The following is a 13,124-nucleotide window of genomic DNA, read 5'->3' as shown; positions in this document are numbered from 1 at the left end:
ATTGGTTCAGAGTCTCCGGAGTCCGTCACGAACGGCGGCGAGCATGCCCATGTTGGCCCCGCCCGCCACCCGCGCCACCGAGAGCGGGGCGCGGGCCAGCAGCAGGCCCTGGGCGACGAGGTCGGCCAGCAGGATCTTGGTCACCGACACCGGGAGGCCGAGGTCGGAGGCGACCTCGGCGACCGCCGCCGAGGCGCGGCACCGCTCCAGGATCATCCGGTGCTCCGGCTGGAGCCGTCCGGGCCGGACCGGCGCGCCGTGCTCGTCGCGTGGGTCCTGCGCGGTCGTCACCACCGTGATCAGGCTGAAGTCGTCCCGCTCGGGAGCGGTCCGGCCCCGGGTGATGGTGTACGGACGCACCATCGTGCCCGCCGCGTCCTCCTCGGGCTCGTCCTCCCAGTGCGGGGTCACGCGCGCTGCCCGTCCCCGGTGCCGAAGGCGTCGAACTCGCCGCGGACCGGCGTGGTCAGCTTCTGGCCGACCTGCTGGACGAGGTTGTGCATGGCGAGCGACATGATCTCGGCGTCCACCTCCTGGGAGGCGATCACCGCGAGGTGGGTGCCCTGGGCGGCCGCGATGATGAAGAGCCAGAGCTCGTTCAGCTCGACGATCACCTGGTGCACGCCGCCGCCGTCGAAGAGCTGGCCGACCCCTCGGGCCAGGCTCTGCTGGCCGGTGCAGATGGCGGCCAGCCGCTCCGCGTCGGGGCGGCTGATGGTCCGCGAATGGCTCACCACGAGCCCGTCGTCGGACAGCAGGACGGCGTTCCGGGTCTCGGCCACCGAGTCCACCAGGCCGTCGAGCAGCCAGTCGAGGTCCTGGTGGGTGGCGGTAGTGCGTGTCATGGCCGTTCTTCTCTCGTGGGCAGGGGGATGGAGGGCGGTACGGGCCGTGCCGGTGCTTCGTCACTCGCGCGTGCGGCCCGGGACCGGCGCTGGAACGCGCCGATCGCGGCACCGGCCCGGCGGGGCTCCGTGCGGGGGGTCGGGGGCTCCGGACGGCTCGGCGGCTGCGGGGCGGCGGGCCGGGCGGCCAGCGGGTCGAGCCGGAGTTCGTCGGCCAGGCTGGCCTGCCGGACCCGGCGCGGCAGCGGGGGCTCCGTGCCGGGGGCGGTGGGCTGCCCGGCACCGTGGCCGGAGTCGTGGGCGAGTGCCGCGCCCGGGTCCGGGGGCGCGGGGTGGTCGGGCTCGGACACCGGCAGCGCGGCGGGGACCGGCGGGGACACCGGGTCCGCGTACGCGGCCGGGGCCTGCCCGTACGCCTCCTGGCCCGGGTACGTCTCCTGGCCCAGGTAGGGCGGACCGCCCACGGGGTACTGCCCGGCGGCCGTCATGTACGGCTGCTCGGCGGTCCCGTACGGGGTCTCGGGCGCGCCGAACGTCCCGTCGGGCTGTCCGGGCGCCGGGTACGGCTGCTCCTGGGCCGGGTACGGCTCGGCGGGGGCCTGGTACGGCGAGGGGTCCTGCTCCGGTGCCGGGGTGGCGTACGGGGCGCCGGCCGCGTTCAGCGCGGTGACCCCGGCGAGGGCCCGGCCCTGTACGCGGGTGGGCAGCGCCTCCCCCGGGCCGGTGGCGGCGGGGACGACGGGCGGGGCCTCCTGCGGGGCGGGCGCGGCCGGGGCGGGCGCCGGGTCCGGCACGCCGGCCGGGCCGGTCCGCGGCTCGGGCACGGTCAGCTCGTCCGGGACGAGCAGCACCACGCGGGTACCGCCGTACGCCGAGGAGCGGAACTCCACCCGCAGACCGTGCTGGTCCGCGAGGCGCGCGATCACGTACAGGCCGAGCCGGATGTCGTCGGAGTGGGCGAGCACGTCCATCCGGGGCGGGCTGGTCATCAGCTCGTTGGCCGCGGCGAGCTGCTCCTCGTCCATCCCCAGGCCCCGGTCCTCGACCTCGATGGCCAGGCCGCGGCTCACCTTGGCGGCCCGGACCTCCACCGGTGCGGGCGGCCGGGAGAAGCTGAGCGCGTTCTCGATCAGCTCGGCGAGCACATGGGAGACGGGGCCGACGGCCCGTTCGGACAGCCAGGGGCTGCCGTCCAGGTCCAGCACGACCCGCCGGTAGTCCTGCACCTCGCCCTGGGCGGACCGCATCACGTCCAGCAGCGGGACCGGCTTGCGCCAGCGCCGGTGCGGGGAGCCGCCGGCGAGGATCACCAGGTTCTCCTCGTACCGCCGCAGGCGCGCGGTGAGGTGGTCGAGGTCGAAGAGACCGTCGAGCAGCTCGGGGTCCTCGTGCCTGCGCTCCAGCTCGTCCAGCTTCTTGAGCTGCTGGCCGATCAACTGCTGGGTGCGGCGGGCGATCCGCTGGAGCAGCCGCTCGAAGCCGCGGTGCTGGTCGGCCTGTTTGACGGCGGCCGCCAGGGCGCTGGTGCGTGCCAGGTTCAGCGCGTCGCCGAGTCGGGTCAGCTCGTCGCCGCCGCCCTTGGCGTCGTTCTGGATGGCGCCGGCCTCGGCCTCGACGTCGATCCGCTCGCCCTGGGCGAGCCGTTCGACGACGTCCGGCAGGGACTTCTCCAGGGCTTCGGCGCGCTCCTGGAGGCCGCTGATCCGGCGACGGAGGTTACGGGTGAGGCGCCAGGTGGTCCAGATCACCGCGATGACCGCGATCAGGCCGACGACCGTGGTGAGCACCATCCTGAACAGCAGCGACATCGTGCTGCCCAGACCCTCGTCGACCACGGAGGCGGTGCGCTTCTCCAGCAGCTTCTCGATCTGCGGGTCGAGGTCGTCCATCGCCGTGCGCCAGGTCTTCTCCTTGGCGCCGAGCGTGACGAATCCGTCCGAGTCGGCCTCGGCCGGACGCAGGATCTGGTCCTCCAGCCGGGTCTTGGTCTTCCACGCCTCACCGCGGACGATCGTCTGCCACATGGCCCGCTCGTCCTCGGACAGCAGCGGAACGACCCTGGTGGAGTAACGCAGTTCCTGGCCGGAAACCGCCTCGCGGACCTGCTTCAGGTCCGCGGTGCCCAGCTTCCCCGCGGGCCAGCCGCGCGCCAGCAGGGCGTCCGAACGGGAGATCATCTCCTTGGTCCAGAACAGGTCGACCAGCGGCTGCGAGATGGTGGTGATCCGGCCGTTGTCGACGTGGCTGAGTGCCGCGAAGAGTTCGAGGTCCACCGAGATCAGGTCCGTGTAGTAGCGGTACACGGCCTTCTGCTGCTCGCTGCCGCCGTCGTCGACGAGGGCGCGCTGTGCGGGGAGCTGGTTGATGGCCTCCCGGGCCTTGGTGACCGCGTCGCGGACCTCGTCGGGAGCGTCGTCGGTGGCCACGTCGGAGAGCGACTGGAAGCTCTTGACGGCCTCGTCGGTCTTCGTGCGCTGTTGACGCAGCTCCTCGGTGACGCCCTTGTGCCGGGCGAGCGCCTCGGCGCTGAGCCGGCGCTCCTGCTGGAGGTTGTAGTACACGATGTTGGACGGCTGACCGGCCTTCTGGGCCAACTGCCCCTGGGCCGCCATGCGTTGGAAGTCCAGCAGGGTCTGGCCACTGGTCACGGCCCAGAGGGCGGCCAGGGCGACACCGGGAACGATGGCCAGAACGAGCAGGGCTGTCCGCAGCGACATGGGGGTCGACTCGGTCCGCCGTGAGGCGCGCGTGCGCAGGGCGTGCTCCTTGATGATGCCAGCCTCGGGACTGGTCAAATCCGTTGAGAACTTCGACAGATAGATTTTAGTCACAGTGAAAAAATGAAAAGAATCCGGGCTCACCAGTGCATCACTGGTCATGTACATCCTCGTCACATCCTGGGCGTACAGACCGCGGAGCCGGTGCGGGACGGTCACGGAACCGGCGCGGGCCGGGCCTTGGGCGTGACCGGATCCAGTAGGTGCCGACGGACGCGGCGTGCCGTACGGATGGAGCACGGCAAGGGATATATCTCTATTCGGTGCTCTTCGTCCGTTCTGTGTCACCACGGCCCCGGTCCTGCGCCCCGGACGGGCGCGGAACGCCTCTCGGGGCCGTATGACCGCGCTCATCGTCTGCCACTTCGTCCTGGCCGGCTTCGCGCGCCCGCTGGTACGGGCGCTGGGCAGGCGCGCCTTCGTCGTCCTCGCGCTGCCGCCCGCCGCGACCACCGTGTGGGCGGCCACCCAGTGGGACACCGCGGTCTCCGGCTCCGCGGTCACCTGGTCCTGGCGCTGGATGCCCGCGTACGACGTCACCGTGGTACTGCGGCTCGACGCCCTCGGCGAGCTGATGGTGCTCCTCGCGGCCGGGGTCGGCACGCTCGTCCTGCTCTACTGCGCCTCCTACTTCACCGACACCACCCCGCGACTGGCCGGATTCGCCGGAAACCTCCTGGCGTTCGCGGGCGCCATGCTCGCGCTGGTCCTCGCCGACGACCTGATCTCGCTCTATGTGTTCTGGGAGTTGACCACGGTCTTCTCCTACCTGCTGATCGGCTACGACAGCGAGCGCAAGCACAGCCGCCGATCCGCGCTCCAGGCCCTCACCGTCACCACCCTCGGCGGCCTCGCGATGCTCGTCGGCTTCCTGATGATCGGTCGGGCGACGGGCACGTACCGCATCTCCGCGATCCTCACCCACCCGCCCGCGGCGACCTGGACCGTCTCCGTCGCGGTGGTGCTGATCCTGTGCGGGGCCCTGTCGAAATCGGCGATCTGGCCGTTCAGCCTCTGGCTGCCGAACGCGATGGCCGCGCCCACCCCCGTCAGCGCCTATCTGCACGCCGCCGCGATGGTGAAGGCCGGGGTCTACCTGGTCGCCCGGCTCGCCCCCGGCTTCGCGGACGTGCCCGTCTGGCGGCCCGTCGTGCTCGTGCTCGGCGCCGCGACCATGCTGCTCGGCGGCTGGCGGGCGCTGCGCCTGCACGACCTCAAGCTCGTCCTCGCCTACGGCACCGTCAGCCAGCTCGGCTTCCTCACCCTGCTCGCCGGGGCCGGCGACCGCAACACCGCGCTGGCCGCCGCCGCCATGATCCTGGGTCACGCGCTGTTCAAGGCCCCGCTCTTCCTCGTCACCGGCATCGTCGACCACGCGGCGGGCACCCGCGACCTGCGCCGGCTCTCCGGCGTCGGCCGGTCCCTGCCGCACGTCTGCGTGGTCGCGGTGCTCGCCGCCGCCTCCATGGCCGCGCTGCCCCCGCTGCTCGGCTTCGCGGCCAAGGAGGCCGCCTTCACCGCCCTGCTGGAGGGCACCACCGCCGACCGGTGGGCGCTCGGCTTCACCGTCGCGGGCTCGGCGCTGACCGTCGCGTACACCGTCCGGTTCGTCTGGGGCGCCTTCGCCCGCAAGCCCGGGGTCGACGACACCCCGGTCCACCGGGTCGGCCCGGCCTTCCTCGCACCGCCCGCCCTGCTCGCGCTCTGCGGGCTGGTGTTCGGGCCGGGCATCGGATGGCTCGACCCGCTGTTCGCCGCCTGCGCCGACGCCTTCGGACCGGCGGCCCACCTGTACCACCTCGCGCTCTGGCACGGCTTCGAGACCGCGCTGCTGCTCTCCGCCGTCGCCCTCGCGGCCGGTGCACTGCTCTTCCTGGGCCGCACCACCGTCACCCGGCTCTCCCGGCGCATCGCCTGGCCGACCGCCGACAACGTCTTCGGCCACCTGCTGCTCGGACTGGAGCGGTTCTCCCTCCAGCTCACCGGATTCGTCCAGCGCGGCTCGCTCTCCGTCTATCTCGCCACCACCCTGCTGGTGATGCTGGCCGGCCAGCTCACCGTCCTCGGCGTGGACCAGCCCTGGCGCCAGGCCCTCGCCCCCCGGCTCTGGGACGTCCCGCTCCAGGGCGCCGTCGCCGTACTGACCTGCGCCGCCGCGCTCATGTGCCTCACCGTGCGCCGCCGGATGAAGGCCGTCGTCCTGGCCGGGCTCACCGGTTACGGCGCGGCGCTGCTCTTCGTCGTCCAGGGCGGCCCGGACCTGGCGCTCACCCAGTTCTGCATGGAGACCGTGTCGATGATCGTGTTCGTGCTGGTGCTGCGGCGGATGCCGGTGCACTTCCAGGAGACGGTCAGCCCCTGGCGGCGGGCCGCGCGCATCCCGGTGGCCCTGGCCGCCGCGGCGACGCTCGGCGTGGTGGTGTGGGTCGCGGCGGCCGCCCGTACGGCGTCCCCGGCGGGCGCGGCCATGGTGGAGGAGGTCGCCCACCACGGACTCAAGGACGTCGTCGCCACCATCCTCGTCGACCTGCGCTCCTGGGACACCATGGGCGAGTCCGCCGTTCTCGCCGCCGCCGCGATCGGCGTCACCAGCCTCCTCTACCTGCACCGCCGCACCGAACCCGCCCCACCGCCCGGGCCGTCCGGGGGCCGCACCGCCTGGTCGCTGGCGACCCCCGCGATGGCCGGACTCCCGCACGGCGACGAAGGCGCCCCGGAACGCGACTGGCTCGCCGCCGGATCCACCCTGGCGCCCGAACACCGCTCCGTCGTCTTCGAGGTGGTGGCCCGGCTGATCTTCCACCCGGTCCTGGTGCTCTCGCTCTACCTGCTGTTCTGCGCCGAGAACATGCCGGGCGGCGGCTTCGTCGCCGGACTCGTCGCCGGACTCGCCCTGATCACCCGCTACCTGGCCGGCGGACGCTTCGAACTGGCCCGGGCAGCACCGCTCCAGCCCGGACTCTTCACCGGCCTCGGACTCTTCGTCTCCACCGGCGTCGCCCTGCTCGGCCTCGCCGACGGAACGGTCCTGCACGCCTGGACCCACCACGGCCGGCTCCCCCTGATCGGCGCGTACCACCTCGGCACCCCCATCCTCTTCGACTTCGGGGTCTACCTCCTCGTCCTGGGCGTGGTGCTGGACATCGTCCGCGCGCTCGGCGCCAAGATCGACCGCCAGACCGAACGCGCGGCGGCCGAGCAGGCGGCCGCCGCGGGCAACGGCCCGCCGCCACCCGGCGAACCCGGCACGGAAGGGGCCCCCGGATGACCACCAGCGCCAGCCTCCTGGCCACCGCCTCGGTACTCTGCGCGGTCGGCGGCATCCTCATGCTCACCCGGCCCCTCACCCGCATCCTGCTCGGCGCGGTGATCGCGGGCAACGGCATCAACCTCTTCGTCATCGCCGCCGGCGGCCGGGCCGGCGCCGAACCCCTCCTCTACGGAGTCCCGCTCGGCCGGGTCACCGACCCGCTCCCGCAGGCGATCGCCCTCACCGCCATCGTCATCACCCTCGCCACCACCGCCTTCCTGCTCGCCATGGCCTACCGGAGCAGCCAGCTGACCGGCACCGACGAGGTCCACGACGACCAGGAGGACCGCCGCATCATCCTGCGCGCCGAAGTGCTCGGCGAACGCGCCGAACTCCGCGAGCGCTACCGCGCCACCTCCGGCACCACCCCCGAGGAACGCGCCCGCTACCGCGCCGAACGCCACCGCCTGCGGGCCCGCCTGCGCGCCGACCGCGCCCTCCAGGCCCGCGGCCGCTACGCCACCGGCGACCTCTGGCACGACGTCCTGGGCGCCGACCCCGAGGACTACGCACCACCGTCCGCACCCGCGGAAGACACCGACCCGGGAGCCACCGGATGAACGCGCTCGTCCCCCTGCCGGTGCTGCTGCCGCTCTGCGCCACCGGCCTCAGCCTCGCCTTCGGCACCCGGCTCAAAGAGGTCCAGCGCCTGGTCAGCGTCGCCGTGCTCACCGCCGTACTCGGACTCTCCGTCACCCTGATGATCGCCGCCGACAGCCACGGCCCGCTCACCGTCCACCTCGGCGACTTCGCCCCGCCGCTCGGCATCACCCTGGTCGCCGACCGGCTCTCCGGGCTGATGCTCACCGTCTCCTCGGCCGTCACCCTCTGCGTACTGGTCTACTCCCTCGGCCAGGGCATGGCCGACCGGGAGGAGGAGACCCCCGTCGCGGTCTTCCACCCCGCCTACCTGATCCTGGTCGCCGGGGTCTCCTGCACCTTCCTCGCCGGAGACCTGGTCAACCTGTACGTCGGCTTCGAGATCATGCTGGTCGCCAGCTTCGTCCTGCTCACCCTCGGCGGCACCGGCCCCCGCATCCGCGCCGGCTCCACCTACGTGATCATCTCGCTCTTCTCGTCGATGCTCTTCCTCACCGCCATCGCCATGACCTACGCGGCGACCGGCACCGCCAACTTCGCCCAGCTCGCGGTCCGCCTGGCCGCCCTCCCGCTCGGCGTCCAGACCATGATCCAGGCGATGCTGCTCACCGTCTTCGCCGTCAAGGCCGCGGTCTTCCCGCTCGCAGCCTGGCTCCCCGACTCCTACCCGACCGCCCCCGCCCCGGTCACCGCCGTCTTCGCCGGACTCCTCACCAAGGTCGGCGTCTACTGCATGCTGCGCACCGAGACCCTGCTCTTCCCCGGCAACCGCCTCGGCGACCTGCTGATGGCCGCCGCCCTCGCCTCGATGGTCATCGGCATCCTCGGCGCCGTCGCCCAGACCGACCTCAAACGGCTGCTCTCCTTCACCCTCATCAGCCACATCGGCTACATGGTGTTCGGGATCGGCCTCGCCACCCGGGACGCCTACGGCGGCGCGATCGTCTACGTCGCCCACCACATCACCGTCCAGACCACGCTCTTCCTGGTGACCGGGATGATCGAACGCCGCTCCGGCACCACCGAACTCACCCGCATCGGCGGCCTCGCCCGCGCCGCCCCGCTGCTCGCCGTCCTCTTCTTCGTGCCCGCCATGAACCTGGCCGGCATCCCGCCGCTCTCCGGCTTCATCGGCAAACTCGCCCTGATGCGCGCCGGGGTCGCCGACGGCGGCGCCTGGGCCTGGACCCTGGTCGCCGGCTCGGCCGTCACCAGCCTGCTCACCCTGTACGTCACCGCCAAGGTCTGGAACCTGGCCTTCTGGCGGGCCGCCCCGCCCGGACAGGCCGCCGACGGCACCCTCCTGGAGGCCGACTCCGACGAGGACGACTCCGACACCGACGAACCCGGCCCGGACCGCGTCCCCGGCACCGGCGACGAACCCGTACGCCCCCGCCACCAGCCCGCCGGACGCGCGGTCGCCGCCACCCTGCACGGCCACGCCGTCACCACCACGACCCGGCTCCCCAGACCGATGACCTGGGCCACCGCCGCGACCGTCGCGCTCGGCCTCGCCTTCACCGTCTTCGCCGGACCCCTGACCTCGTACACCGACCGCGCCGCCGTCGAACTCCTCGCCCGCGCCCCCTACGTCGAGGCGGTGCTCGGCCGATGAGACGCCGGTTCACGTTCTCCTTCACCAACAAGGAACTCCCGCCCTTCGCCTGCGAGTTCGGCAAGCACGGCCGGGTCCTCGACCTCCCCCTGATCGCCTGGCTCACCTTCATCTGGGTGCTCCTGTGGTCCAGCATGAACTGGGCCAACATCCTCACCGGCGCGGTCGTCGCCGTGGCCGTCTGCCTGGCCTTCCCGCTGCCCCGCGTCGACCTCGGCCTCCGCCTGCACCCCTGGGGGATCCTGCTGCTCGCCGGATACCTGCTCTACGACATGTACACCTCCGGCGTACGCGTCACCCGGCAGATCTTCGTCGACCACCCGCACCGGGCCGCCGTCATCGCCGTACCCCTGCGCTGCCGCTCCGACCTGATGCTCACGGCCACCGCCGTCGCCGTGTCCAACGTCCCCGGCGGATCGGTCGTCGAGGTGCGCCGCGCCACGGCCACCCTCTTCCTGCACGTCCTGGACGCGGACCGGCCCGCCGTCCTGGACGCCGCCCGCCGCTCCGTCTGGCGCCTGGAACGGCTGACCGTCCGCGCCTTCGGCACCGCCGACGAGATCGACCGCGTCGCCGGGCCGTACCCACTGGTCCCACCCGACAAGGAGACCCGGTCATGAGCACACCGGAAACCATCGACCGGGCCCTGCTCATCGCGGCCGTCGTCCTGATCCTCATCGCCGGGGCGGCGCTCCTCGCCCGCATCGGACGAGGCCCCTCCATGCTGGACCGGGCTCTCGCACTGGACGTCTGCGCCGCCCTGATCATCGCGGGCCTCGGCGCCAAGTCCGCCTTCGCCCGCGACTCGTTCTACTTCCCGATCATGCTGGTGCTGGCCTTCCTCGGCTTCACCGGCTCGGTCGGCATCGCCCGCTTCATCGCCGTACGCGACCGCCCCCCGCGCCGCACCCCGGCGGGCGGCACCGAGGGGGAGCCGCGATGAACCCCTGGCTCCAGGCCGCCGACCTGGCCGGCGCGGTCCTGGTCCTCATCGGCGCGGCGATCTGCCTGCTCGGCGTGGTCGGCATGCTCCGCCTCCCCGACGTCCTCTCCCGCAGCCACGCCGCCACCAAGCCCCAGACCCTCGGCATGCTCCTGGTCCTCGCCGGGGTCGCCCTGCGGCTGCGCAGCGGCATGGACCTCGCCACCCTCGCCCTGATCGGCTTCTTCCAGCTGATGACCAGCCCGGTCGCCGCCCACCTGGTCGCCCGCTCCGCCTACCGCACCGGCCAGATCGACCACGGCGAACTCCTCTTCGACGATCTGGACGCACAACTGACGGAGGAGGAATGAGCAGCCCTCCGCGCGGCCCCGGCCTACCGCCCCTTCCTCATGAGCCGTGCGTAGCCCGAACGGGTTAATCCCGCCGGAATTCACTCCGGTGCCGCATACGGTGGGATCGCTGCGCGTAACCCGCCCGACACGGTGGGAGACGGTGGCGGGCATCGGGCGGTTCGGGACGTGAAGGAAGATCGGAATGACGCAGGCCGTGGTGAGTGAGCTGGACGAACGGGTCCCGGGGCGCCGGTGGACGGTGCGTCTGGACGCCGCCGACCGGGGCGGTGCGGCGGTGCGCGTCTCGTGCAGCCGCCCCGCCTGCGCCGAGCAGCGGCTGCCGACCGCGGCGGCCGGCCGGGCGGCCGCGGTCGCCCACCTCAAGGCCCATCTCCGCGCCGCCCCCGCACCCCGCCCCGAGGCCTACTGCGCCTGCCGGACCGACGGCTGCCGGGCCCACATCCCCGACACCGGCCGGCCGGTGCGTACCGAACCCTGGCGGTGCGGCGGGCCGATCGTCCTGGCCGTCCTCACCGACCGGGAAGGGCGCTGGTGGCAGGCGCTGGAGTGCTGCTCACGGTGTGCGGCGGCCACCCCCGGGGCCAGGACCGTGGGCCAGGCGCCCGCGCCCCGGACCGGCGGCCGGCCGGTGCCCGCGGCCACCGGTGCCCCGCACTTCTCCGATCAGCAGACCGCCGCCGCGGGCCCGGTCCCGGCCCCCCGCCCCAGGCGGCCGCGCCGACGGCGCCCCCTGCCGAAGATCGCCCAGCGGATCATCCCGTACGACCTGCGCCCCCTCACCCTGCGGGACGAACTCATCGAGCTGGGCGACCTCTTCCGCTCCTACCAGGAGCGCGACGAGCCCGATCTGGCGCTCCTGGCCGAGCTGCACAGCCGTAAGGCGAGGGCCTTCGTGGCCTGGGCCGACGCCACCGGCGACATCCGCCTGCGGCTGGAGGCGGAGCGGGCCGAGCAGGCCGCCGCGGCCGCCGATCTCCAGCACCAGCACCGCACCGGAGGCGCCCCGGGCGGCGGGCCCCCGGTGGACCGGGTGCTGCCCGTACCGGCGCAGTGGGAGAACGCGCGCTCCGTGCTCGCCCATGTGGCCGGTCACGCCCCGCTGCCCGGACCGGAGGCGCGCCTGCTGGTCCTGATGCTGACCCTGCGCACCGCGCACACCGGCACCGGCAACCTCGTCGGCCAGGACCTCACCGGGCTGGGCCTGGCCGACCCGGGGGAGCTGGTCGAGCGACTGACCGGCTGCGGCTGGCTGGAGCTACCCGGCACGGTCGCCGACCTCCTCGCCTCCCGGCCGGAGAACGCCACCCCCATCACCGTCCCCTCGCTGGTCCCCGAGGAGGACGGGACGCAGCCGTTCGGATTCGGCAGGAAGATGCGGCCCAAGCTCTCCGGCTGGGCCCAGCGGGTCGTCTCGGAGAAGAAGCTCCGCAAGTCCAAGCCGCCCGCCGAGGCCCGGCTGTTCGCCCTGACCCTGGCCAGCCGGACCGACGCGTCCGGCCGCCTGGGCCGGGACGGCCAGGGCATCGCCCTCGACGTGCTGACCGCCCAGGTTCCGGTCGACCCCGCCGAGTTCGAGCCCCTGGTCGACCGGCTGACCACCGTCGACTGGCTCACCGACGCCGCCTTCACCGACACCCACCTCACCGGGCAGCTCTCCGAACGGATCCTCCCCCTCACCTGCCCCTTCCGGCCGGGCGGCCCGTAACGGCCGCACGGCCACGGGGAAGGGCCCGCCCCCGGACACCGCGCGTGGCGTCCGGGGGCGGGCCCTCGTGGTTCCGCGGAAGGTCACACGCGGTCGGCCGCGATGAGGACGTACTGGAAGGACCCGTCCCGGTACGAGTTGATGAACGCCTCCTCGATGCCCGTGACCAGCGAGGACGTGGCCCGCAGCTCCCAGTAGGGAAGCGTGTCGGGGGTGAGGTCGATGACGGCCTGCGGCACGAGGCGGTTGTCGGCCATGGCGCGCAGGTACTCCCGGCGCGAGTGGATGTTGCACTCGAAGTGCGCGTTGATCTGCGAGACCCACTTCGAGGGCTGGCCGTACCGCGGGTTCCAGCAGCCGGTGATGGTCACGTAGCGGCCGCCGACCGAGAGCACGCGGGAGTGCTCGGCGAACAGGTCCTGCAGATCGACGTACATGCTCGACTCGTTGTTCCACGACGCCGCGGCCGAACCGGTCTCGAAGGGCATGTCGAGCATGTTGCAGACCTGGGCGCGGACGTGGTCCTGGAGGCCGAGTTCACGCGCGCGGCCGTTGGCGAAGTCGGCCTGCTTGGCCGAGAGCGTGACACCTTCGACCTTGCATCCGAAGCGCTGGTGCGCCATCACCATCGAACCGCCGCGGCCGCAGCCGGCGTCCACCACGGTGTCGTCCCGCCCGATCTCGCCGAGGTTCGCCAGCAGGAAGTCGGCCTGCGCCGACTCCAGCCGGTGGAGCTCGGTGATCAGCTTCTTCTCGCGCTCGCTGTCCTCGGGGGTGCCGAGCGCGGCGTGGTCGATCTCACCGATGCCGTAGTGGTGGTGGTACAGGCCGTCCACGGCGCCCAGCCGCAGGTTCACGGGCCGGGCCTCCCCGTCCCAGTAGCGGGCGATGTCCCCCTGGTACGGCGTCGCCGGGTTGGGGATGCTCAGGGGAGCGGTGGTGAGTTCGGTGTTGGTCACAGGTGAATCCATTCTCT

11 protein-coding genes are annotated in these 13,124 nt (G+C 72.9%); 7 read left to right on the top strand and 4 right to left on the bottom strand.

Annotation, left to right across the window (positions count from 1 at the left end):
- Positions 1–6 precede the first annotated feature (6 nt).
- Genes ACWC97_RS10320 through ACWC97_RS10310 form a run of 3 tightly spaced genes read right to left on the bottom strand, consistent with a single transcriptional unit; the run spans position 7 to position 3,640 of the window.
- Positions 7–411 carry a DUF742 domain-containing protein gene (locus ACWC97_RS10320; RefSeq protein WP_385205781.1) on the bottom strand — a complete coding sequence of 135 codons (405 nt, stop codon included), beginning with the start codon at positions 409–411 and terminating at the stop codon, positions 7–9.
- Positions 408–845: a roadblock/LC7 domain-containing protein gene (locus ACWC97_RS10315; protein WP_352273120.1), complete on the bottom strand. Its 438-nt coding sequence runs from the start codon at positions 843–845 to the stop codon at positions 408–410. Before ACWC97_RS10315 ends, ACWC97_RS10320 begins: the two co-directional genes overlap by 4 nt.
- Positions 842–3,640 (bottom strand): nitrate- and nitrite sensing domain-containing protein, encoded by a 2,799-nt coding sequence (locus ACWC97_RS10310; RefSeq protein ID WP_450648592.1) that lies wholly within the window; start codon positions 3,638–3,640, stop codon positions 842–844. The genes ACWC97_RS10315 and ACWC97_RS10310 overlap by 4 nt, the downstream gene beginning before the upstream one ends.
- Before the next feature lie 322 nt (positions 3,641–3,962).
- Here ACWC97_RS10310 and ACWC97_RS10305 point away from each other — a divergent pair, with 322 nt between their 5' ends.
- The 7 genes from ACWC97_RS10305 (at position 3,963) to ACWC97_RS10275 (ending at position 12,148) form a co-directional block, all read left to right on the top strand.
- Positions 3,963–6,890 carry a Na+/H+ antiporter subunit A gene (locus ACWC97_RS10305; protein ID WP_450648590.1) on the top strand — a complete coding sequence of 976 codons (2,928 nt, stop codon included), beginning with the start codon at positions 3,963–3,965 and terminating at the stop codon, positions 6,888–6,890.
- The gene (locus ACWC97_RS10300; protein ID WP_450648588.1) at positions 6,887–7,492 is read left to right on the top strand and encodes a Na(+)/H(+) antiporter subunit C; all 606 of its coding nucleotides are present in this window, start codon (positions 6,887–6,889) and stop codon (positions 7,490–7,492) included. The genes ACWC97_RS10305 and ACWC97_RS10300 overlap by 4 nt, the downstream gene beginning before the upstream one ends.
- The gene (locus ACWC97_RS10295; protein ID WP_352273116.1) at positions 7,489–9,147 is read left to right on the top strand and encodes a Na+/H+ antiporter subunit D; all 1,659 of its coding nucleotides are present in this window, start codon (positions 7,489–7,491) and stop codon (positions 9,145–9,147) included. Before ACWC97_RS10300 ends, ACWC97_RS10295 begins: the two co-directional genes overlap by 4 nt.
- Positions 9,144–9,767, top strand: coding sequence for a Na+/H+ antiporter subunit E (locus tag ACWC97_RS10290; protein WP_352273115.1), 624 nt, complete (start codon positions 9,144–9,146; stop codon positions 9,765–9,767). The genes ACWC97_RS10295 and ACWC97_RS10290 overlap by 4 nt, the downstream gene beginning before the upstream one ends.
- Positions 9,764–10,090 carry a monovalent cation/H+ antiporter complex subunit F gene (locus ACWC97_RS10285; RefSeq protein ID WP_352273114.1) on the top strand — a complete coding sequence of 109 codons (327 nt, stop codon included), beginning with the start codon at positions 9,764–9,766 and terminating at the stop codon, positions 10,088–10,090. The genes ACWC97_RS10290 and ACWC97_RS10285 overlap by 4 nt, the downstream gene beginning before the upstream one ends.
- Positions 10,087–10,440 (top strand): monovalent cation/H(+) antiporter subunit G, encoded by a 354-nt coding sequence (mnhG, locus tag ACWC97_RS10280; RefSeq protein ID WP_352273113.1) that lies wholly within the window; start codon positions 10,087–10,089, stop codon positions 10,438–10,440. Before ACWC97_RS10285 ends, mnhG begins: the two co-directional genes overlap by 4 nt.
- A gap of 184 nt (positions 10,441–10,624) precedes the next feature.
- Entirely contained in the window at positions 10,625–12,148 is a 1,524-nt protein-coding gene (locus ACWC97_RS10275; protein WP_450648585.1) for a hypothetical protein, read from the top strand.
- Between the two features lie 83 nt (positions 12,149–12,231).
- On the opposite strand, the gene ACWC97_RS10270 is transcribed toward ACWC97_RS10275, so the two are convergent.
- Positions 12,232–13,107: a geranyl diphosphate 2-C-methyltransferase gene (locus tag ACWC97_RS10270; RefSeq protein ID WP_352273111.1), complete on the bottom strand. Its 876-nt coding sequence runs from the start codon at positions 13,105–13,107 to the stop codon at positions 12,232–12,234.
- Positions 13,108–13,124 lie beyond the last annotated feature (17 nt).

This window comes from Streptomyces sp. NPDC001108, from assembly GCF_053598535.1.
Note: the sequence above shows the minus strand (reverse complement) of the source record. Positions and strands in the feature narration are given on the sequence as shown.

What these genes read in the sequence shown, in the direction of transcription:
- ACWC97_RS10315 (WP_352273120.1), bottom strand. Translation starts at nt 845, where the DNA reads ATGACACGCACTACCGCCACCCACCAGGACCTCGACTGGCTGCTCGAC.
- ACWC97_RS10305 (WP_450648590.1), top strand. Translation starts at nt 3,963, where the DNA reads ATGACCGCGCTCATCGTCTGCCACTTCGTCCTGGCCGGCTTCGCGCGC.
- ACWC97_RS10300 (WP_450648588.1), top strand. Translation starts at nt 6,887, where the DNA reads ATGACCACCAGCGCCAGCCTCCTGGCCACCGCCTCGGTACTCTGCGCG.
- ACWC97_RS10295 (WP_352273116.1), top strand. Translation starts at nt 7,489, where the DNA reads ATGAACGCGCTCGTCCCCCTGCCGGTGCTGCTGCCGCTCTGCGCCACC.
- ACWC97_RS10290 (WP_352273115.1), top strand. Translation starts at nt 9,144, where the DNA reads ATGAGACGCCGGTTCACGTTCTCCTTCACCAACAAGGAACTCCCGCCC.
- ACWC97_RS10285 (WP_352273114.1), top strand. Translation starts at nt 9,764, where the DNA reads ATGAGCACACCGGAAACCATCGACCGGGCCCTGCTCATCGCGGCCGTC.
- mnhG (WP_352273113.1), top strand. Translation starts at nt 10,087, where the DNA reads ATGAACCCCTGGCTCCAGGCCGCCGACCTGGCCGGCGCGGTCCTGGTC.
- ACWC97_RS10275 (WP_450648585.1), top strand. Translation starts at nt 10,625, where the DNA reads ATGACGCAGGCCGTGGTGAGTGAGCTGGACGAACGGGTCCCGGGGCGC.